The sequence below is a fragment of the Propioniciclava sp. genome (genome assembly GCF_047602245.1).
Lineage (GTDB): Bacteria > Actinomycetota > Actinomycetes > Propionibacteriales > Propionibacteriaceae > Propioniciclava.
Genome location: NZ_JASGHT010000001.1, coordinates 3,243,196 through 3,262,218 on the forward strand (window position 1 = coordinate 3,243,196; position 19,023 = coordinate 3,262,218).

Genomic DNA, 19,023 nt, shown 5'->3' on the forward strand with positions numbered 1-19,023 from the left:
ACGCTCAGCGTGACCGGGTAAGGTTTCGGCGTCGACTCGGAGGGAGAACAGGCGCGTGACAACCCCCAGCCAAACCAGCGCGACCCGGGAGGCCGCACAGACGCTCGGCGAGGCGATCGCCGAGGTGCAGTCGGTGATCGTCGGCCAGGAGCACATGGTCGAGCAGCTCATGGTCGGTCTGCTCGCTCGCGGTCACGTGCTGCTCGAGGGCGTGCCCGGCACGGCGAAGACGCTGGCCGTGCGCACCTTCGCCCAGGTGGTCGGCGGTGACTTCGCGCGCATCCAGTTCACCCCCGACCTGGTGCCCTCCGACATCGTCGGCACCCGGATCTACTCCGCGCAGCAGGAGAAATTCGACATCTCGCTGGGTCCGGTGTTCGTCAACTTCGTGCTCGCCGACGAGATCAACCGCGCCCCCGCCAAGGTGCAGTCGGCGATGCTGGAACTGATGGCCGAGAAGCAGGTCTCCATCGGCGGCAAGACCTACCCGGTGCCGCAGCCGTTCATCGTGATCGCCACCCAGAACCCGATCGAGTCCGAGGGCGTCTACCCGCTGCCCGAGGCGCAGCGCGACCGCTTCCTGCTCAAGGTGGACGTGCCCTATCCGCGCGGCAACGAGGAGTTCGAGATCCTGCGCCGGATGTCGGTGCGCCCGCCGACGGCCCGCAACCTGCTCGACCCGGCCCGCGTCCTCGCCTTGCAGGAGCAGGCCAGCAACGTGTTCGTGCACAACCTGGTCGCCGAATACATCGTGCGGCTCGTGCTGGCCACCCGGACGCCCGGCGAGTTCGGCATGCCCGACCTAGTGCCGGTGATCCAGATCGGCGCGTCCTCGCGCGCCACCCTCGGCCTGGTCGCCGCGGCGCGGGCCCTCGCACTCATTCACGGGCGCGACTATGTGCTGCCCACCGACGTGCAGGCGGTCGCCAAGGACGTGATGTCGCACCGCCTCGTCCTCGGCTTCGACGCCATCGCCGACAACATCTCGCCCGCGCAGGTGATCGAGCGCATCATCGCGATGGTGCCGGCACCCACCCCGGTGTGGAACGACGCGCAGCGCGCGCAGGCCCGCACCGAGCATCGCTACACGCCCGGCACCGAGGCCCGCTGAGGTTCGCGATGGCACGGTCGGCTCGCCAGGCGCCACCCCCCGAAGAACTGGGGGCGGTGGCGTCCGTCCTGCGCGAACCGACCCAGGCCACCCTGCCGCTGGGCAAGCTCGCGCCCGAGCAGGCGCTCAAACGGCTGGAACTGACCATCGTGCGCCGGATGGAGGGCTTCCTGCACGGCGACCATCGCGGCCTGCTGCCCGGCCCCGGCTCGGAGACCAACGACGCCCGCATCTATGTGCCCGGCCAAGACGACGTCCGCACCATGGACTGGGCGGTCACCGCGCGTACTCAGACCCCGCACGTCCGCGACACCATCGCCGACCGCGAACTCGAAGTGTGGGCGCTGCTGGACGTCACCCCGTCGATGAACTGGGGCACCGAGGGCGTCACCAAGCGTGACCTGGGCATCGCCGCCATCGCGACCATCGGCTTCCTCGGCCAGCAAATGGGCGACCGGTTCGGCGGCCTGATCATGCGGCCCGAGACGATGATCCGGATTCCGGCACGCTCGGGGCGGCTGGCGCTGTACAGCCTGCTCAGCCGGATGCTCACCGAGCCGATCGTGCCCGACCGCTCCACCGGTCCGTACACGCTGACCCGCGGCATCGACCAGCTCGCCCGCACCCAGCGCCGCCGCGGACTGCGGGTGATCGTGTCGGACTTCCTGTCCCCGGGTGACACCGAACTCGATCCCGACGTCGAACCCGAATGGGAACGCGCGCTGCGCCGCCTGGCCGTCCGCAACCAGGTGATCTGCGTCGAGGTGGTGGACCGCCGCGAAGTCGAGTTCCCCGATGTCGGCGACATCCTGATCCGCGACCCCGAGAGCGATTTCCAGCGCTACGTCAACACCTCGGACGCCGGCGCGCGGCAACGCTTCAATCTGGCCTCCGCCGCCCAGCGCGAACGGATCCGGATCGCGCTGCGCCGGGCCGGCGTCGGGCACATCCAGCTGCGCACCGACCGGGACTGGGTCAACGACATCGCCCGCTTCGTGCTGTCCTACCGCCGGGTGGCCGCCCAGTTGCACCAGCCGCCGCAGGGGGTGAGCCGATGAATCTCGCCGAGATGTTCCTGCAGCCCGAGCGGCTGTGGACGCTGCTGGTCGTGCCGCTGCTGATCGCCGCCTACATCTGGGCAATGCGCCGCAAGAACCGCTCCGGAATGCGGTTCACCAACACCGCGGTGCTCGGACGCGTCGTGCGCAAGCAGTCGCCGTGGCGGCGCCATCTCGCCGTCGCGCTGTCGCTGCTCGCGCTGATCGCGCTGTCGCTGGCGTGGGCGCGGCCCAACGGCGTCGACCGGGTGCCCCGGGAACGGGCCACCATCGTGCTGGTCGTCGACGTGTCGCAGTCGATGGCCGCCACCGACGTCCAGCCGTCACGGCTGGAGGCGGCCCAGGAACTGTCGAAGGGGTTCCTGCGATCGCTGCCCGAGCAGTACAACGTGGCGGTGGTGTCCATGTCGGGCAACCCGGCCACCCGGCTCGGCCCGACCACCGACCGTGGATTGGCCTCGCGCGCCATCGACGCGCTCGCACTCCAGGACGGCACCGCCGTCGGGGACGCCATCTACGTGGCGCTCAGCGCGATCGAGATGGCGCCCGCGGCGTCCGACGGGTCGGTCGCGCCCGGAGCGATCGTGATGCTGTCCGACGGGAGGAATACCGCCGGACGCGCACCGGCGCAGGCCGCGGCCGAGGCCAAGAAGCAGGGCGTGCCGGTGCACACCATCGCCTACGGCACCGAGAACGGGTCGGTCGACCTGGACGGCAAACGTGAGCGGGTTAAGCCCGATCGTGAACTGATGGCGAGCATCGCCCAGATGACGGGCGGCACCACGGCCGGCGCCGAGACGGCCGGCGATCTGGAGCGGGTGTACTCCTCGCTGCGCTCCGAGATCGGCTTCGAGGAGGTCAAGAAGGAGACCACGGCCACCTGGGCCGGCTACGGGCTCGCGTTCGCGGTGCTGGCCGCCCTCGCGGCGGTCTCCCTGGGAGCGAGGTGGCCCTGATGAACGCGCCGATCCTGTCCTTCTTCCACCCCGAACGGTTGTGGCTGTTGGCGACCGTGCCGGTGCTGCTGGTGCTTTATTGGGGGCTGCTGCGCCGTGCGGCGTCCCGGTCGAGACGGCTGGGCATCGACAATCTGGACCGAGTGATGCCGCGGCAGGCGTCCTGGAAGCGGCACATCGCGGTGATCGCGGCCGTGCTCAGCCTGGCTTCGCTGGTCGTCGCTTTCGCGCAGCCGAAGGGCACCGTGGAGGTGCCGCGCGAGCGGGCCACCATCGTGCTGGCCATCGACGTGTCCCGGTCGATGGAGGCCACCGACGTGGACCCCAACCGCCTGGACGCCGCCAAAGACGCCGCCCAGAACTTCGTCGGGCTGCTGCCGAGTGGCTTCAACGTGTCACTGGTCGCCTTCGCCGGCACCTCGTCGATCATGGTGCCCCCGACCCCGGACCGCGGCCTGGTCACCCGGGCCATCGAAAACCTGAAGCTGGCACCGTCGACGGCGATCGGCGAAGGCATCTACAGCTCGCTCGACGCCATGTCGCTGGTACCGCCCGACCCCGACCACCCCGACGAGCCCACCCCCGGCGCGATCGTCGTGCTGTCGGACGGCTACACCAACATCGGCCGCTCATCGGCCGTCGCCGCCCGCGAGGCGCGCGAGCGAAGCCTGCCGATCTACACGATCGCCTACGGCACGCCCGGCGGCTACGTGGTCAGCAACGGACGCCGCGAGCCGGTCCCGGTCAACCCGGCCGAATTAAACGTGGTGGCGCGCGAATCCGGTGGCGAGGCGTTCGTGGCCGGATCGCGCGACGAACTGGAGCGCGTCTACGCCTCGATCGCGCGCTCGGTCGGCTACGACAAGGTCGACCAGGAGGTGACCGAACTGTACGCCGGCATCGCGCTCGGCTTTGCGGTGCTGGCCGCGTTGGGGGTCACCTCGCTGGCGGCGCGCTGGCCCTGATCGTGGGGGTGGGAGGATGGAACCATGATCGATGTCGCCGCCAACCTTGCCGCCGCGCGTGCCCGGATCGACGCGGCCTGTGCGCGGGCCGGCCGGGAGCCCGGCGAGGTGGAACTGCTGCCGGTCAGCAAGACCCATGGCGCCGACCTGATCCGGGCCGCACACGCCGCCGGCTACCGGCGATTCGGTGAGAGCAAACCGCAGGAACTGGCCGCCAAGGCGTCCGAGTTGGCCGGTCTCGGACTGGAATGGGTGGTGATCGGCCACCTGCAGACCAACAAGGCCCGCGTCGTCGCCGAGGTCGCCGACGAGTTCCAGGCGCTCGATTCGCTGCACCTGGCCGAGGCGCTTAACCGGCGTTCCGCTGTGGCGGGGCGGCGGCTCGCGGTGCTGGTCCAGGTCAACTCTTCGGGTGAGGCGACCAAGGACGGGTTTGCTCCCGCTGAGGTTCCGGACGCCGTCCGCGCGCTGGCAAGGCTGGACGCGTTGCAGGTGCGTGGCCTGATGACGCTGGCCGCCAACACCCCCGATCGCGAGGTGGTGCGTCGCTGCTTCGTCACGATGACCGACCTGCAAGCCCGCCTGCGCGACGAACACGGCGGCGGCTTCGACGCGCTCTCGATGGGCATGTCGGGTGACTTCGAGTTGGCCGTCGAATGCGGCTCCACCTGCGTTCGTTTGGGCACCGGCATCTTCGGCGCTCGCGTCTACGCATGATCGATGCCCGTGCCTGCGCTGATGGTGAGCCCGGCTCGCGGTGAAGCAGATGGCCCTCGTGGCCTTGGCTCGAACCTCGTGGATTCGGTCGGTTCGCACGGCGGGCGCCCATCAATGCAAAGTTGTGGTGACTAGACGCGCCACAACTTTGCATTGGTGAGCTCGCCAGCGCCGGAATCATGATGAAACGGGGGAGAGATGGCTCAGCCGATGGGTGACCCACGTTGGGAGATGCTCGCCCGTCTGGCGGCGCGGGTCGGGGCGGCGTCCGGCGTTCGTCTGGTGAATCGCGAGGCGACGGTGTCGATCGACTGCGATCCGGGTTTCGCTCCGATGCTGACCCTCTCGTGGTGGCTGCGCGACGGACACGAACACGCCGACAGCTACCTCAACTCATTGCCACCGATCGAGTGAACAGCGTCCGTCAATGCAACGTTGTGGCGTGTAGACGCACCACGATCTTGCACTGACGAGCGGAGCGACACGGCTGGTTCCAGCGTCGGCGACGGTGATGGGGGCGTCGGGCTCGTAGGCTGTTGTGATGGACGCGATGGTGACAGGGCCGGACGGAATCCAGCGCTGCGGATGGGTCGGCGACGATCAGGAGTACCGCCGCTACCACGACGAGGAGTGGGGCATCCCGCTGCACGGTGATCGCGCGCTGTTCGAGAAGATGGCGCTGGAGGGGTTCCAGGCCGGCCTGTCGTGGATCACCATCCTGCGCAAGCGCCCGCGGTTCCGGGAGGCGTTCGCGGGCTTCGACCCGGCGCGGGTCGCCGAGTTCGGTGAAGAAGATGTCGCGCGGCTGATGGCGGACGCCGGCATCGTCCGTAACCGCGCCAAGATCGAGGCCACCATCTCGAACGCCGCGCTGGTGCGCGACATGGCCGAGGGCGAACTCGACGCATTGATGTGGTCGTTCGCGCCGGCCGGTGCCGAGGCCAAGCGAGACCGTCCGGCCGCGTTCGCCGACGTTCCCGCGGTGACCCCGGAGTCGACGGCGCTGAGCAAGGAACTGCGCAAGCGCGGGTTCCGCTTCGTCGGCCCGACCACGATGTACGCGCTGATGCAGTCGGCGGGCATGGTCGACGACCATATGGCCGGATGCTGGCGGGTTTCGACGGCCACGGGTGGCGCATAGCGCACCGGGCAGAAGTCCGCGGGTGAACCGATCGCTCAAGCGTGACGTTCAGCGCGGCAGGATCTCGTCCAGCACGTCGAGGACGCCGTCGGCGGTGTTCGGTGGCGCGACGCGCGCGGCGGCGTCCAGGACCGCGGGGCGCGCGTTGGCCATCGCGACGGGGAGTCCGACGGCGCGCAGCATCTCCAGGTCGTTGTGGTTGTCACCGAAGGCGACAGCGTCCGCCAGGTCGATGCCCCAGCGTTCGGCGAGGTGGCGCAGCCCGACGGCCTTGTTGTAGCCGGGAACGTTGAGGTCGACATCCTCAGGACCGGAGACGACCGCGGTGAAGGCTCCGCCGAGCGCGGCGTCCAACTCGGCCGCGATCGGGAGCGGGTCTTCAACGCGGAGCGCGGCCTTGAGCACGTCGTCGGCGACGGCGTCCATATCGTCGATGACATCGAGGCGGTGGTAGTACTGCCGGCTCCAGGCGACATCGTCGTCGTGCATCCAGGACGGCGTGACCGCGCCGTCCATCGTCGAGGCGAGGTAGGGAATCCTCCGGTCATCGAGCAGGGCGATCATCGCCCGCGCGGCGTCAGGACGGGCGTCCGGCGCGGCGAAGGGCGCCTCGCCGCCCACGTCGTAGACGAAGTGACCGTTCTCGGCGGCATAGGCGATGTCGTCGGACGGTTCGAAGAACGAACTGAGCTGCCAGTACTGGTTGCCGCTCGCGACGACGAACCGGATGCTGGCGTCCCGCATGCGCTGCCGCAAACCGAGGAAGCGTTCCCGGTCGTAGGTCATCCCGGGCCTGAGGAAGGTGCCGTCCATATCGACCGCGACCAAGCGAATGTCCATGGCGCCCAAGGCTATCGCTGGCCCGCCCACCTCTCCCGGGCGGCAGGACCGCTCAGAAGCCGTCGACGCCCAACATCACCCCACCGCGGCGCGCGAACTCATGATTCATAACGCCTGACACTAGTGGGAATGCTGGGTCTTCGTGTCATCCTTGGCGCATGTCGATCAGCCAGCAGACGCGCACCGCACTGGCCGGGCGTTGGGCCGCGGTGTGGCCCGGTACGACACCGGTGGCGAGGTGGGATGAACTGGCCGACCGCTTTCCCGACCAGTGGGTCCGGCTGCACAGCCTTCCGGAGTCGAAGCAATACCCCGACGACGAGACGGAATACGAAACGGTGTTCCTGCGCCACCACACCCTGCTTCGCGAACTGGCAGGACCGGACCACGCTTCGGCGAGCGCCATTCTGAGGACGATGTCATGGTCGACGACGGCCCGGCCGACGCGCCGTTCCCAAGCGACAGTCTCGGTCGCGCCCGGGGCGCGGCACTGGGTGTCAGAGCTGACCGAGGACGACCCGGACCCCGAATGGCGCACATGGTCTCACGTCTATCTGAACCCCGTCCGGTTGACGCGTGAGTCGCTCGATCCGGTGTTGAGGCTGGTTGCGGACGACATGCTCGGGGAGATCATCATCGCTCTGGAGAGCCTGGACTGGCTCTACCGGCCGTATCCAGGGGGAGTGGACATCTTCTTACCCTCGAAGGCCGAGCGTGACGCGTTATCGACGCGTCACCAGGACTGGTGCCCACCGCCTGGCTACACGGGCGGACCCTGTTGCCGGGAACCTTAGGCCGCGCGTGTTGCCGCATGCTTGACGCGTCCCTGCGGGTCTGCTCCACTGGGGAAAGGTGCGGTCGATATCAGGGGGCTTGGGCGATGCAGATTCAGAAAGCCGGCAAGACGATCGCGGCGTTGTCCGTAGTCGCCGTGCTGTGTGCCGGGGCGGCCATCGTTGCGCAGGCCTCGCCTTTGGGTCCTGCGGAAGGCGTATCGCGGCCGTCGCCCGGTGCGATCGCGCGTGACGTCGCGTCCGGGAGTGGCGTGGAGAACGAGGAGAACCACGAGGCTGCGGAGTACGCGCGGCACCATTCGCTCACCCTCCAGGAGGCGATGAAGGCTCTGGAGTTCCAGAATGCGATCACCTCGGTCCGTGATGAAGGCGCTGGCGGCGGCGAGTTCAGCGGATCGGTCAATGGAGAACTGCGTGCGGCCGCGGGCGACGCGCTGGCAGGCATATGGCTCGAGCAGGGCCGGACGCCGACGATGGTGGTCCTGGTCCGCGGCGAACCGACCGCTGAGTTGACCGGGCTTGCTGAGCGATGGGCTGAAAGGCTCGGAGGCCGGATCGAGGTTCGTGGTGGAGCCAAGCACACCGCGAGCGAGTTGGCGAGGGCGCTCAGCGATGTCGATTGGGATGGGCTGATCCCTGGATTCGCGGGCGTTTCTAGCGACGAGAAAAAGGGTGAGATCGTCGTCCACTCGACATCGGCTCAGTCCGGTCCGCTGGGATCGGTGCGGTCCGTCCATGACGCGGCGGCGGTGCCGCTGCCGGAGAAGGTCCGTGAGTTGGGCGATATCAACGTGCGCGTCGAGTCCGGGGGGCCCGCGATGCCTGCGGATATGAAGGGGTAAAACCGGCCTCCTCGTCGTGTGCGCCGACCGTGCGGCACAGTCGGCCGGTGTGAGTGAGCCGGGTGGCGATGTATGGGCATGCTTTGCCTAGCGCTGGCGACAACGGCGGACTTGTCCGGTGCGTGATTCGAACCCTGACAACCACCGGCAGTCCCGGGATGGCCGCGGCCGTCCCTCGGAAGGGCCGCAGCGCAGCGAGTGCGGCCATGCCGGTCGGCGAGCTTCTTCTTCCGGTCGTTGGTCGCTTCTTGGTAGCGCATGGCGACGTGGATGAGCAGAGATCACCAGGTGTGGAGTGGCCATCTGCTGCGCAACGGGCTCGACCACCTTGGTCAGCACCCGGTGCAACCTCGCGGTGCGTCCACTCGCCACGATGTTGTATTGATCAGGGGTCCTGATCGAGGACAGAGTCCTGATCATCGGGCGGGAAAATGCCGGGAATGTCACACAAAGCGGTGCCCAAGCGCGGCTGGGCTCTGATTTGTGTGACGTTTCCGGCAGTTGAGAAGGGCCTGGGTCCTCGTGCTTGCTCGGATGGACGTGGACATCGCCCTTGATGAGTAACGGCGCAGTCTGGAACGGTCTTGCCAGCGCCGGGCTGGGCGACCCTTTCTCCTGCGGCATCCCCGATGACGACGCTCCGGCCGCACGTGCTGCGCGCCGCCCGGGTTGCTCACCTTCGCCCAGTGTAGTCACCCTCGCCCGGGTAGGAGACAGGGCAAAGGCGCGGAAACCGGGCGGCGTGTGCCACATCCGGTCAGAGCGTCGGCGTCGCCCCGGTAGGAGAGGGGACAAAGGCGCGGGGGGGGATCGTTGTGACCGTGCGTGAGGCGCGATGCAAAACGTACTGCGCAATCTCGTCAGAGCGTCAAGAACATCAGTCCGACTGATGTTCTTCTGGTCGCACCCGGATTGAGCAGTACGTTTTGTCCCGATCCGGGCATCGTCGGCGGCCTCGACAGCCGAACTCAAGCGCCGCGCGAAAGACGATCTGCTGCGATCGGTGCGGTCCATCCATCACGCGGCGGCGGTGCCGCTACCGGAGAAGGTACGTGAGCTGGGCGATATCAACGTGCGCGTCGAGTCCGGGGGGCCCGCGATGCCTGCGGATACGAAGGGGTAAAACCGGCCTCCTCGTCATGTGCGCCGACCGAGCGGCACACTCGGCCGGCCAGAGCGCGCCGGGTGACGATGTATGGGCATGCTTTGCCTAGCGCTGGCGACAACGGCAGACTTGTCCGGTGCGTGATTCGAACCCTGACAACCACCGGCAGTCCCGGGATGGCCGCGGCCGTCCCTCGAAGGGGCCGCAGCGCGGCGGACCGAAGCGATCCGACGGGCGTGGCCAGACCGGCGGACGCTCGGGTGCGGGGCGTGACGACCGCGGACGCCGCGAGGGCGGTTTCCAGCGGGACGACCGTTCGCGAGGCGAGGGGCGTTTCGGACGCGACGACCGTCCGCGCCGCGAGGGCGGCTTCCAGCGCCGGGACGATCGTTCCGGACGCGAGGGTGGTTTCCAGCGTGATGACCGGCAGGGCACCGGGCGCTTCGAGCGCCGCGACGACAACCGGGGCGGACGCGACGACAGGCCGCGCGGCAACGATCGCTTCCAGCGCGACGACCGTCCGCGGGGCGAGGGGCGTTTCGGACGTGACGACCGTCCGCGCGGTGAGGGTGGTTTCCAGCGCAGGGATGATCGGTTCGGACGTGATGACCGGCCGCGCAACGACCGTTTCCAGCGTGATGATCGTCCGCGTCGAGAAGGTGGTTTCCAGCGGGATGACCGGCCTAACCGCGAGGGCGGTTTCCAGCGCCGCGATGATCGTCCGCGTCGTGAGGGTGGATTCCAGCGCGATGACCGCCCGAATCGCGAAGGTGGATTCCAGCGCCGCGATGACCGGCCACGCAACGATCGTTTCCAGCGTGATGATCGTCCGCGTCGTGAGGGTGGTTTCCAGCGGGATGATCGCCCGAACCGTGAAGGTGGTTTCCAGCGTCGGGATGATCGTCCGAATCGGGACGACCGGCCGCGCGGCAATGATCGTTTCCAGCGGGATGATCGTCCCCGCCGCGAGGGTGGGTTCCAGCGCGATGATCGCCCGCGCCGCGAGGGTGGGTTCCAGCGGGACGACCGCCCGCGTCGCGAAGGTGGTTTCCAGCGCGACGACCGGCGCCAAGACGCGGGGCGTTATGAGCGCCGTGACGACGACCGCGGACGCGGCAACGATCGTTTCCAGCGTGATGATCGTCCCCGCCGCGAAGGTGGTTTCCAGCGGGATGATCGCCCGAACCGTGAAGGTGGTTTCCAGCGCCGCGATGATCGTCCGAATCGGGACGACCGGCCGCGCGGCAATGATCGTTTCCAGCGGGATGACCGTCCCCGCCGTGAAGGTGGGTTCCAGCGCGATGATCGCCCGCGTCGCGAAGGTGGTTTCCAGCGGGACGACCGTCCGGGGCGTGAGGGTGGTTTCCAGCGTCGGGATGATCGTCCGAATCGGGACGACCGGCCGCGCGATGATCGGTTCCAGCGGGATGATCGCCCGCATCGTGAGGGTGGGTTCCAGCGCGAGGATCGTCCGCGCCGTGACGACGGGCCGCGGGGCAACGATCGATTCCAGCGGGAGGATCGTCCGCGCCGTGATGATGACCGCGGGTTCGATCGCCCCGAGGCCGAGGAGCGCGAGCCGTACGTGCCGCGTCCGGGACTGGCCCGCAAGGAGAATGAGCCCGACACGCCCGAAGGGATGGACCTGCGCGACCTGCCGCGTCCGGTGCGCGCCGAACTGCGCGGGCTCACCCAGGAACTCGCCGAGATCGTCGGCGCCCATCTGCTGAAGGCCGGCGAACTGATCGGCACCGATCCGCAGCTCGCCTACGCGCACGCTGAGGCGGCCCGCCGCCGGGCGGCGCGCCTGTCGGTGACTCGCGAGGCGGCCGGCGAGGCGGCGTACGCGGCGGGGGAGTACCAGATCGCCCTGCACGAGTTCCGCGCGCTGCGCCGGATGAACGGCGGCACCGAGTTCGTCGCCGCGATGGCCGATTGCGAGCGGGCGTTGGGGCGCCCGGACAAGGCGCTCAAGCTGGTCCGCGAGGGCCTGGACGCCAAGCCCGACTTCAACCAACGCGTCGAACTGCGTCTGGTCGAGGCGGGTGCTCGCACCGATCTCGGTCAGGTCGCTGAGGCGTTGCGCCTGCTCAAGCACGAGATCGAGGCGTCGGCCGGCCGCGGATCGCGCGGCGCGCGCGCCCGGCTGCGCTACGGCTACGCCGATCTGCTCGAGACCACCGGCGACGCCGCGAACGCCGAACGCTGGTTCGCCGCTGCCGCCGCGCTCGACGAAGACGGTGAAACGGACGCCGGCGAGCGCGTCGCCGCGCTGCAGGGCCTGGTGCTCGAGGTCGACGAGGACGCCCTCGTCGGAGATGACCCGGTCATCGAGGACGAATCCGACGCTGCCGAGGATGAAGCGGACGTTGCCGAGGACGAAGCCGACCCTGCTGACGACGAATCCGAGTCGAGCACGGACGCCGCCGATGCGGTCGCGTCCAGCGACGACGCCGAAGAGGGGCCGAAGGAGGACTCTGTCGACGCTGCTGAGGGCGAATCCGAGTCGAGCGCGGATGTCGCCGATGCGATCGCGTCCAGCGACGACGCCGAAGATGAGGCGAACGAGGACGCTGTCGACGCCATCGAGTCCGACGACGCTGAAGATGAGGCAGACGAGGACGCCGAGCCCGAAGACGCTGCCCAGGACGCCGAACCCGATGGTGCCGAGCAGGGCGAGGCGGACGCATCCGTCGAGGATGCCGAGGCGGCGCACGACGAGCGGGAGCCAGCGGCCGACGTGAGTGAAGCCGAGGCGTCCGACGGCACCGACGATGACGAGCGGGGAGCCGACGACCAGGCATGACCGCGTTCATCGACGCCTATGATGTGGCGCTGAGTGATCTGGACGGCGTTCACTACCGGGGAGAGCTTGCCGTCGAAGGGTCGGCGGAGGCGGCGCGGGTGTTGCAGCAGCGCGGCGTCCGGCTCGGGTATGTCACCAACAATGCCGCGCCCAGCCGGGCGAGCGTGGCGGCCAAACTGGTCCGGCTCGGCTTCGACGTCACCCCGGGCGACGTGATCACCTCGGCGCAGGTCGGTGGCGAGATGCTGCGCCACGAACTGCCCGCGGGCTCGACGGTGCTCGTCTGCGGCACTGAGAATCTGGCTGATGAGGTGCGCCAGGCGGGGATGATCCCGGTGGCGTCGTACACCGACAAGCCGGACGCCGTGCTGCAGGGCTACGACCCCGAGATGACCTGGCCGCGGCTCTACCAGGCGGCACTCGCCGTGCAGCATGGTGCGCGCTGGTTCGCCACCAATCCCGATCTGACCCGCCCGACCGAGGACGGCCTGGTGCCGGGGATGGGTGCGATGATCTATGCGATCGCGGTCACCACCGATCAGCGCCCGCAGATCGCCGGCAAGCCGTACCGTCCGCTGCTGGATGCGGCCATCGAACGCCTGGACGCCCGGCGTCCGGTGTTCGTCGGTGACCGTATCGACACCGACATCATGGGTGCTTATGCGGTCGGCATCGATTCGTTCTTCGTATTCACCGGGTCGCACGGCGTCCGCGCGCTGTGCGAGGCACCCCGCGAAGGCCGCCCGACCGCGATCGGCTGGAACTTCGCCGCACTGCTCGAGCCGGCCCGGGTGGCCGAGCTGGACGCCGATGGTGCCAGTTGTGGCCGGGCCTGCGTCACACTCGACGGCCGCACGCCGGTGATCGAGGGCGACCTGACCGATCGCGAGGTGCAACTGGACGCCGCGTGGGCGCTGGCGAACCTGGTCTGGGCGGGCAAGGCGACCGCCGGTGCGGATGTTCTCGCTCGATTCGATCTCCTCCCCTAGACTGGTTGAACACCGTTCAAGAGGAGATGAACATGGCGTCCCGTCGCACGTCCCCCGTTACCGATCTGGCGCTCGTCGCCGTCTTCGCCGGCCTGATCGCGGCCTTCACCCTGACCCCGGCGATCCCGGTGGGTCCGCTGGGCGTGCCGATCACCCTGCAGACCCTTGCGATCGGGATCACCGCGATGATCCTCGGCCCGTGGCGCGGCTTCGCCGCCACCGCCCTCTACGTGATCGCCGGCCTGGCCGGGCTGCCGGTGCTGGCCGGCGGCGGCTCGGGCCTCGGCTCGCTGGCCCGCCCGTCGGCCGGCTACCTGCTCGCCTTCGCGCTCGCCGCACTGCTGATCGGCTTCCTGGCCCGCTGGGTCATCGCCCGCCAGGGTCGCGCCCGTTGGGGCTGGTTGTTCGTCGCCGGACTGGCCGGCTCGATCCTGCTGATCCACCCGATGGGCATCGCCGGGATGAGCATCAACGGCGGACTGCCGCTGGACAAGGCCTTCTTCGCCGACATCGCCTACTGGCCCGGCGACCTGGTCAAGAACGCCGCCGCCGCGGCGGTCGCGGTCGCCGTCCATCGCGCCTTCCCCAGCCTGCTGGTCGAGTCCGCGGTGCGTCACGCCCCGCAGCGGGAGACGGTCTCGGTCGGATGATCCGGTTCGACGATGTCACGCTCAGCGTCCCGGTTCCCGGCCCACCCGGGCAGCCGTGGGGCACCAAGACGTTGCTCGACGGCATCACCCTCGACCTGCCCGAGCGCCGCGTCGCCCTCGTCGGCGCCAACGGCTCTGGCAAGTCGACGCTGCTGCGGCTGATCAACGGCCTGTCCACCGCGACCGCCGGACGCGTCGAGGTGGACGGCATCGATCCGGCTCGCGACGGCAAGCAGGCCCGGCGCCGGGTCGGGTTCGTGTTCACCGATCCGCTCAGCCAGCTGGTGATGCCCACCCCGCTGGAGGATGTCGAGCTCAGCCTGCGCGCCAAGATCCGCGACCGAACCGAGCGGCGCCGGGCTGCGCTCGGCCTGCTCGCCGCCCGCGGGCTGGCCCAGGTAGCCGAGCAGAGCATCTATGACCTGTCCGGCGGCGAACGGCAGCTGGTCGCGCTGACCGCGGTGCTCGCGGTCGAACCGTCGGTGCTGGTCGCCGATGAGCCGACCACGCTGCTCGACCTGCGCAACCGGATCGCGTTCCGGCGGCTGATCGCCGAGTTGCCCCAGCAGATGGTGATCGCCACCCACGACCTCGATCTGGCCGCGGACGCCGACCGCGTCCTCATCGTCGATCAGGGGCGGGTGGTCGCCGACGGCACGGCGTCCGAAACCCTGGCCCACTACGAGCGGATGATGGTGTGAACGCCGCCCGCGCCCTGCTCGGCATCTACGTTCCCGGCACCACGTCCTGGCACCGGATGGGGGTGGGCCGCAAATACCTGGTCTTCCTGGCGCTCACCCTGCCGGTGATGATCGTGCGCGATCCCTGGCTGGCCACCGGCCTGCTGGCGCTCACGCTGGCGCTGGTCGCCACCACCCGCGCCCCGCTGCGGCTGGCCTGGGGATTGCCGCCGATGCTGATCCTGCTGCTGGGCGTGCTGGCCGGCTATCAGGTCTTCTTCGGCGATCCCCGGCTGGCCGTCACCGTGACCGCCACCATCTTGATCGCGCTCTACGCCGGGCGGATCCTGCTGCTGACCACGCCGATGCCGGTGCTGATCGACGCCCTGGTCGCGGCGGCGGGTCCGTTCCGGTTCCTCGGTGCCCGCCCCGAACGCTTCGGTCTGGCGATCGCGGTGCTGATCCGCTCCATTCCGTTCGTGGCGGCGTCCTTCGGTGAGGTGCGGGACGCCACCCGCGCCCGCGGCATCGACCGCAACCCGCTGCTGGCCGTCACCCCCGTGGTGATCCAGGCGGTCGCGTTCGCACGCACCACCGGGGACGCCCTGGTCGCGCGCGGGCTCGGCGAGGACGACGAGTGAACCACCCACGCCGGTAGGATCGCTCAGGTGAGCTCCACCCCCGCAGAGCCCGGCCACGGCGAGACCGCACCGGACGGCCCCACCCCGCCCGTCACCGGGCACGCCGGCATCGACGCGGCGCTGGCCGCGGTCGAACTCGGCGACGACGTGCACACCCACCATGACGTGCTCGCCACGGCACTCGAGGCCGTCCAGCACGCGCTCAATCCGCCGCGGCAACCGCCGCTGCCGCGCCCGTGAGACTGGACGCCGCGCTGGTCGCGCGCGGCCTGGCCCGGTCGCGCGGGCAGGCGTCCGACCTGATCACGGCGGGCAAGGTGCAGGTGAACGGGCAACCGGCGCGCAAGGCGTCCGCCCCGGTCACCGAGGCCGACCGGATCGACGCCGAGACCGACCCGTGGGTGTCGCGGGCCGCGCACAAACTGCTCGGCGCCCTGGACGCCTGCGGCACCACCGTCACCGGCCGCGCCCTGGACGCCGGCGCCTCGACCGGCGGGTTCACCCAGGTGCTGCTCGACCGCGGCTGCGCGCCGGTCTACGCCGTCGATGTCGGGCACGGGCAGCTGGCGCCGGCGGTGGCGTCCGACCCGCGGGTGATCGCCCGCGAAGGACTCAACGTGCGCGATCTCACCCTCGCCGACGTGGGCGGCGAACCGGTCGACGTCATCGTCGCCGACCTGTCGTTCATCTCGCTCACCCTGCTGGTGGTGCCGCTGCGCGCCGTCGCACGAGAGGGAGCCACCGCGATCCTGCTGGTCAAACCGCAGTTCGAGCTGGGCCGGGCCGCCCTCGACTCCCGCGGCGTGGTCGCCGACCGGGCGCTGGCGGCGTCCGCGGTCGACCTGGTGGCGCAGGCGGCGTCCGAGGCCGGCTGGGCCGAACGCTGGCGCGGGCCGAGCACCCTAGCGGGCGAATCGGGCAACCAGGAGTACGTCCTGACCCTGGTCGCGATCACGGAATCGTCGGCGGGCGCGGTTAGGCTGGCGCCATGACGCAACGACACATCGCGCTGGGGGTCCATCCGCACCGCGCGGAGGCGGTCGATGCGGCCAAGCACTTCCTGCAGGCCATGGTGGGGCACGACATCGTGTTCTGGGCGCGCGGCACTTCTTATGAGGTCCTGGCCGGCGGCACGCCCGAAGGGGTCGACGTCCGCGAGTTCGTGGAGTCTCCCGGCGTCGAGGTCGAACTGGTGGTGGTCTTCGGCGGTGACGGCACCATCCTGCGCGCCGCCGAATGGGCGGTGCCGCTGGGCTATCCGATGCTCGGCGTCAACCTGGGCCACGTCGGCTTCCTCGCCGAACTGGAGCCGAGCGAGCTGTCCACCCTGATCAGTTCGGTGCTCGCCCGCGACTACCGGGTCGAGGAGCGGCTGTGTCTCGACGTCGAACTGCGCGACCGCCCTGGCGGCGAGGTGATCTGGTCCAGCTTCGCGATCAATGAGGTCTCGCTGGAGAAGGCGTCCCGCAAACTGATGATCGACGTGCTGGTCGATGTGGACGGTCGCCCGCTGTCGCGCTGGGGCACCGATGGTGTGCTGGTAGCCACCCCGACCGGGTCGACGGCCTACGCGTTCTCGGCGAAGGGCCCGGTGCTGTGGCCCGACCTGGACGCGCTGCTGGTGGTGCCGTTGCTGGCGCACGCCCTGTTCGCGCGTCCGCTGGTGCTCAGCCCCGCCTCGGCGGTGGCGGTCACCATGCTGCCCGCGCCGCAGACCGCCGGCGTGGTGTGGTGTGACGGACGCCGCAGCACCGACGTCGAGCCGATGAACGAGTTGACCGTGCGCCGCAGCGAGTACCGGCTGCGGCTGGCCCGGATGGTGGAGCAGCCGTTCGTGGAACGCCTGGTGCGCAAATTCGACCTGCCCGTGCACGGCTGGCGCGGCCAGGCCGAGCGGGACGCCGAGGCGCGGGCCGCGCGGGGTGACGGGGATGCTGACTGAGCTGCGCATCGCGGGTCTGGGCGTCATCGGCGATGCCGCGGTCGAGTTCGGGCCGGGGTTCACCGCGGTCACCGGCGAAACCGGCGCGGGCAAGACGATGGTGGTCTCCGGCCTGGGCCTGCTGACCGCGGGCAAGGCCGAGGGACGCCTGATCCGGCACGGCGCCACCCGGGCGCTGGTCGAGGGCCGGTTGAGTGCGGACGCCGCCCTCGCGGCGGCGGTCGACGAGGTCGGCGGCAGCGTCGAGGACGGCGAGGTGCTGCTCGCCCGCATCCTGACCAGCACTCGCTCCCGGGCCCTGGTCGGCGGAGCCCAGGTCACGCTCGCGGGCCTGGACGCCGTCGTCGGCGAACGCATCACCATTCACGGCCAGAGCGAGCAGTTGCGCCTCGGCACCGCCGAGCGTCAGCGCGAGGTGCTGGACGCCTTCGCCGGCGACGCGCTGGCCACCGACCTGGCCGAATACCGCGAACGCTGGGCCCGCCAGCGCGCCTGGAGCGCCGAACTCGCCGAACTGACCGCCGCCGCGCAGGCGCGGGCGCGCGAGCTGGCGCTGCTCGAATTCGGCCTGTCCGAGATCGAGAAGACCGACCCGCAACCCGGCGAGGACGCCGCCCTGCTCGCCGAGCAGCGCCGGCTACAGGCCGTCGACGACCTGCGGCTCGCCGCCCGGCAGGCGCTGGTCGCGCTGGCCGGCGACGACGAGGCCTACACCGACGACCCGGCCGCGCTCGGCCTGATCACCACGGCCCGCAAGGCGCTGGCCGGCATCGCGGATGCCGACGAGCAGGCGGCCGAGTTGGCCCGCCGGGTGGATGAGGCGTCCTTCCTGCTCGCGGACGCCGCCGGCGACCTGGCGTCCTACCTGGTCGGCCTGGACGCCGATCCGGCCCGGCTGGAATGGATCGCCGAACGGCTCGCCTCGCTGCAGAACCTGACCCGCAAGTACGGCGCCAACGTCGACGAGGTGCTGGCCTGGGCCGAGCGGGCGGCGTCCGAAGCCGGGCAGCTGACCGGCGCCGACGACCGGATCGCCGCCCTGCACACCGCGCTCGCCGAAGGACGGACGGCGCTCGAAGCGCTCGCCGCCCGGATCACCGCCGCCCGCACCGCCGCCGCGGCCGAGTTGGCCCGCCTGGTCGAGGCCGAACTCGCCGCGCTCGCGATGCCGCAGGCCCGCCTGGTCTTCGAGGTCAGCGCGCTGAACGATCTGGGCCCGCACGGCGCCGACCAGGTGGCACTGCTGTTCTCGGCGAACCCGGGATCCTCGCCGGCCCCGCTGGCCAAGGTCGCCTCGGGCGGCGAACTGTCCCGCGTCCGGCTCGCGCTGGAGGTGGTGCTCGCCGACGGCGCCGACGGGCACACCTTCGTCTTCGACGAGGTGGACGCCGGCGTCGGCGGCGCCGTCGCCCTCGAGATCGGGCGGCGGCTGGCCCGGCTGGCCCGGCACGCCCAGGTGATCGTGGTCACCCACCTGGCCCAGGTGGCCGCCTTCGCCGACCGGCACTACGTCGTGCACAAGACCGACGACGGCCAGGTGACCACCTCCGGCGTCCGCGAGGTGACCGGCTCTGAGCGGGTCGAGGAGTTGGCCCGGATGATGGCCGGCCTGGTCGGCACGGACGCTGCCCGCGCGCATGCCGCCGAACTGCTCGCGGAGGCGTCCGGTTCTTGACGGGCTGGCCTGAAGCGCTCTTGACGCGTGTGGCACGATGAATCACACAGGCGTGATTCCAGGCCGACCAGGTGATGCAGGGGAAGGCAGCACCGAGCCGGAGGGGAGAAC

20 protein-coding genes are annotated in these 19,023 nt (G+C 70.1%); 18 read left to right on the forward strand and 2 right to left on the reverse strand.

The features are described from left to right. The first annotated feature begins 55 nt into the window (after window positions 1–55). The 7 genes from QM708_RS15320 to QM708_RS15350 all read left to right on the forward strand — a co-directional run bounded on the left by QM708_RS15320 (window position 56) and on the right by QM708_RS15350 (window position 5,948). Window positions 56–1,111 (forward strand): AAA family ATPase, encoded by a 1,056-nt coding sequence (locus QM708_RS15320; RefSeq protein ID WP_415110479.1) that lies wholly within the window; start codon window positions 56–58, stop codon window positions 1,109–1,111. A gap of 8 nt (window positions 1,112–1,119) precedes the next feature. Then, window positions 1,120–2,169, forward strand: coding sequence for a DUF58 domain-containing protein (locus tag QM708_RS15325; protein ID WP_415110482.1), 1,050 nt, complete (start codon window positions 1,120–1,122; stop codon window positions 2,167–2,169). Next, window positions 2,166–3,125 carry a VWA domain-containing protein gene (locus tag QM708_RS15330; RefSeq protein WP_415110484.1) on the forward strand — a complete coding sequence of 320 codons (960 nt, stop codon included), beginning with the start codon at window positions 2,166–2,168 and terminating at the stop codon, window positions 3,123–3,125. Before QM708_RS15325 ends, QM708_RS15330 begins: the two co-directional genes overlap by 4 nt. Then, the gene (locus QM708_RS15335) at window positions 3,116–4,090 is read left to right on the forward strand and encodes a VWA domain-containing protein (protein WP_415110487.1); all 975 of its coding nucleotides are present in this window, start codon (window positions 3,116–3,118) and stop codon (window positions 4,088–4,090) included. Before QM708_RS15330 ends, QM708_RS15335 begins: the two co-directional genes overlap by 10 nt. Window positions 4,091–4,117: 27 nt before the next feature. Beyond that, window positions 4,118–4,807, forward strand: a complete 690-nt coding sequence (locus tag QM708_RS15340; protein WP_415111474.1) for a YggS family pyridoxal phosphate-dependent enzyme — start codon at window positions 4,118–4,120, stop codon at window positions 4,805–4,807. Between the two features lie 210 nt (window positions 4,808–5,017). Then, complete coding sequence (locus QM708_RS15345; protein WP_415110490.1) at window positions 5,018–5,221, forward strand: hypothetical protein; 204 nt, start codon at window positions 5,018–5,020, stop codon at window positions 5,219–5,221. A gap of 127 nt (window positions 5,222–5,348) precedes the next feature. Next, window positions 5,349–5,948, forward strand: a complete 600-nt coding sequence (locus tag QM708_RS15350) for a DNA-3-methyladenine glycosylase I (RefSeq protein ID WP_415110493.1) — start codon at window positions 5,349–5,351, stop codon at window positions 5,946–5,948. Between the two features lie 48 nt (window positions 5,949–5,996). On the opposite strand, the gene QM708_RS15355 is transcribed toward QM708_RS15350, so the two are convergent. After that, window positions 5,997–6,788 (reverse strand): Cof-type HAD-IIB family hydrolase, encoded by a 792-nt coding sequence (locus QM708_RS15355; RefSeq protein WP_415110496.1) that lies wholly within the window; start codon window positions 6,786–6,788, stop codon window positions 5,997–5,999. A 158-nt stretch (window positions 6,789–6,946) separates the two neighbouring features. On the opposite strand from QM708_RS15355, the gene QM708_RS15360 reads away from it, so the two are divergent. Together QM708_RS15360 and QM708_RS15365 are read left to right on the forward strand one after the other, a co-directional pair. Then, a complete protein-coding gene (locus tag QM708_RS15360; RefSeq protein ID WP_415110499.1) occupies window positions 6,947–7,582 on the forward strand; it encodes a hypothetical protein in 636 nt (211 codons plus the stop codon). 86 nt (window positions 7,583–7,668) lie between these two features. Continuing rightward, window positions 7,669–8,424, forward strand: coding sequence for a hypothetical protein (locus QM708_RS15365; RefSeq protein WP_415110501.1), 756 nt, complete (start codon window positions 7,669–7,671; stop codon window positions 8,422–8,424). A 1,067-nt stretch (window positions 8,425–9,491) separates the two neighbouring features. On the opposite strand, the gene QM708_RS15370 is transcribed toward QM708_RS15365, so the two are convergent. After that, on the reverse strand, window positions 9,492–11,252 hold the full coding sequence (locus tag QM708_RS15370) for a hypothetical protein (RefSeq protein ID WP_415110504.1): 1,761 nt from the start codon (window positions 11,250–11,252) through the stop codon (window positions 9,492–9,494). Here QM708_RS15370 and QM708_RS15375 point away from each other — a divergent pair. From QM708_RS15375 to recN, 9 genes are read left to right on the forward strand one after another with little or no spacing between them, the layout of a single operon-like run. Further along, window positions 11,169–12,335 carry a hypothetical protein gene (locus QM708_RS15375; RefSeq protein WP_415110507.1) on the forward strand — a complete coding sequence of 389 codons (1,167 nt, stop codon included), beginning with the start codon at window positions 11,169–11,171 and terminating at the stop codon, window positions 12,333–12,335. The two genes, QM708_RS15370 and QM708_RS15375, sit on opposite strands and share 84 nt — an antisense overlap. After that, a complete protein-coding gene (locus tag QM708_RS15380; protein WP_415110510.1) occupies window positions 12,332–13,324 on the forward strand; it encodes an HAD-IIA family hydrolase in 993 nt (330 codons plus the stop codon). The genes QM708_RS15375 and QM708_RS15380 overlap by 4 nt, the downstream gene beginning before the upstream one ends. Window positions 13,325–13,356: 32 nt before the next feature. Further along, window positions 13,357–13,974, forward strand: a complete 618-nt coding sequence (locus QM708_RS15385; RefSeq protein WP_415110513.1) for a biotin transporter BioY — start codon at window positions 13,357–13,359, stop codon at window positions 13,972–13,974. Then, the gene (locus QM708_RS15390) at window positions 13,971–14,675 is read left to right on the forward strand and encodes an energy-coupling factor ABC transporter ATP-binding protein (protein WP_415110516.1); all 705 of its coding nucleotides are present in this window, start codon (window positions 13,971–13,973) and stop codon (window positions 14,673–14,675) included. The genes QM708_RS15385 and QM708_RS15390 overlap by 4 nt, the downstream gene beginning before the upstream one ends. Beyond that, window positions 14,672–15,295, forward strand: coding sequence for an energy-coupling factor transporter transmembrane protein EcfT (locus QM708_RS15395; RefSeq protein WP_415110519.1), 624 nt, complete (start codon window positions 14,672–14,674; stop codon window positions 15,293–15,295). Before QM708_RS15390 ends, QM708_RS15395 begins: the two co-directional genes overlap by 4 nt. A gap of 27 nt (window positions 15,296–15,322) precedes the next feature. Further along, on the forward strand, window positions 15,323–15,535 hold the full coding sequence (locus QM708_RS15400) for a hypothetical protein (RefSeq protein ID WP_415110522.1): 213 nt from the start codon (window positions 15,323–15,325) through the stop codon (window positions 15,533–15,535). Then, window positions 15,532–16,287, forward strand: a complete 756-nt coding sequence (locus QM708_RS15405; protein WP_415110525.1) for a TlyA family RNA methyltransferase — start codon at window positions 15,532–15,534, stop codon at window positions 16,285–16,287. Before QM708_RS15400 ends, QM708_RS15405 begins: the two co-directional genes overlap by 4 nt. Beyond that, the gene (locus QM708_RS15410) at window positions 16,284–17,237 is read left to right on the forward strand and encodes an NAD kinase (protein WP_415110528.1); all 954 of its coding nucleotides are present in this window, start codon (window positions 16,284–16,286) and stop codon (window positions 17,235–17,237) included. Before QM708_RS15405 ends, QM708_RS15410 begins: the two co-directional genes overlap by 4 nt. Further along, window positions 17,227–18,912 carry a DNA repair protein RecN gene (gene recN / locus QM708_RS15415; protein ID WP_415110531.1) on the forward strand — a complete coding sequence of 562 codons (1,686 nt, stop codon included), beginning with the start codon at window positions 17,227–17,229 and terminating at the stop codon, window positions 18,910–18,912. Before QM708_RS15410 ends, recN begins: the two co-directional genes overlap by 11 nt. Window positions 18,913–19,023 lie beyond the last annotated feature (111 nt).

Bases quoted from the DNA above. Each gene is read 5' to 3' on its own strand.
- QM708_RS15325 (WP_415110482.1), top strand. From the start codon at position 1,120: ATGGCACGGTCGGCTCGCCAGGCGCCACCCCCCGAAGAACTGGGGGCG.
- QM708_RS15330 (WP_415110484.1), top strand. From the start codon at position 2,166: ATGAATCTCGCCGAGATGTTCCTGCAGCCCGAGCGGCTGTGGACGCTG.
- QM708_RS15345 (WP_415110490.1), top strand. From the start codon at position 5,018: ATGGGTGACCCACGTTGGGAGATGCTCGCCCGTCTGGCGGCGCGGGTC.
- QM708_RS15350 (WP_415110493.1), top strand. From the start codon at position 5,349: ATGGACGCGATGGTGACAGGGCCGGACGGAATCCAGCGCTGCGGATGG.
- QM708_RS15355 (WP_415110496.1), bottom strand. From the start codon at position 6,788: ATGGACATTCGCTTGGTCGCGGTCGATATGGACGGCACCTTCCTCAGG.
- QM708_RS15360 (WP_415110499.1), top strand. From the start codon at position 6,947: ATGTCGATCAGCCAGCAGACGCGCACCGCACTGGCCGGGCGTTGGGCC.
- QM708_RS15365 (WP_415110501.1), top strand. From the start codon at position 7,669: ATGCAGATTCAGAAAGCCGGCAAGACGATCGCGGCGTTGTCCGTAGTC.
- QM708_RS15375 (WP_415110507.1), top strand. From the start codon at position 11,169: ATGGACCTGCGCGACCTGCCGCGTCCGGTGCGCGCCGAACTGCGCGGG.
- QM708_RS15370 (WP_415110504.1), bottom strand. From the start codon at position 11,252: ATGGGCGCCGACGATCTCGGCGAGTTCCTGGGTGAGCCCGCGCAGTTC.
- QM708_RS15380 (WP_415110510.1), top strand. From the start codon at position 12,332: ATGACCGCGTTCATCGACGCCTATGATGTGGCGCTGAGTGATCTGGAC.
- QM708_RS15385 (WP_415110513.1), top strand. From the start codon at position 13,357: ATGGCGTCCCGTCGCACGTCCCCCGTTACCGATCTGGCGCTCGTCGCC.
- QM708_RS15390 (WP_415110516.1), top strand. From the start codon at position 13,971: ATGATCCGGTTCGACGATGTCACGCTCAGCGTCCCGGTTCCCGGCCCA.
- QM708_RS15410 (WP_415110528.1), top strand. From the start codon at position 16,284: ATGACGCAACGACACATCGCGCTGGGGGTCCATCCGCACCGCGCGGAG.
- recN (WP_415110531.1), top strand. From the start codon at position 17,227: ATGCTGACTGAGCTGCGCATCGCGGGTCTGGGCGTCATCGGCGATGCC.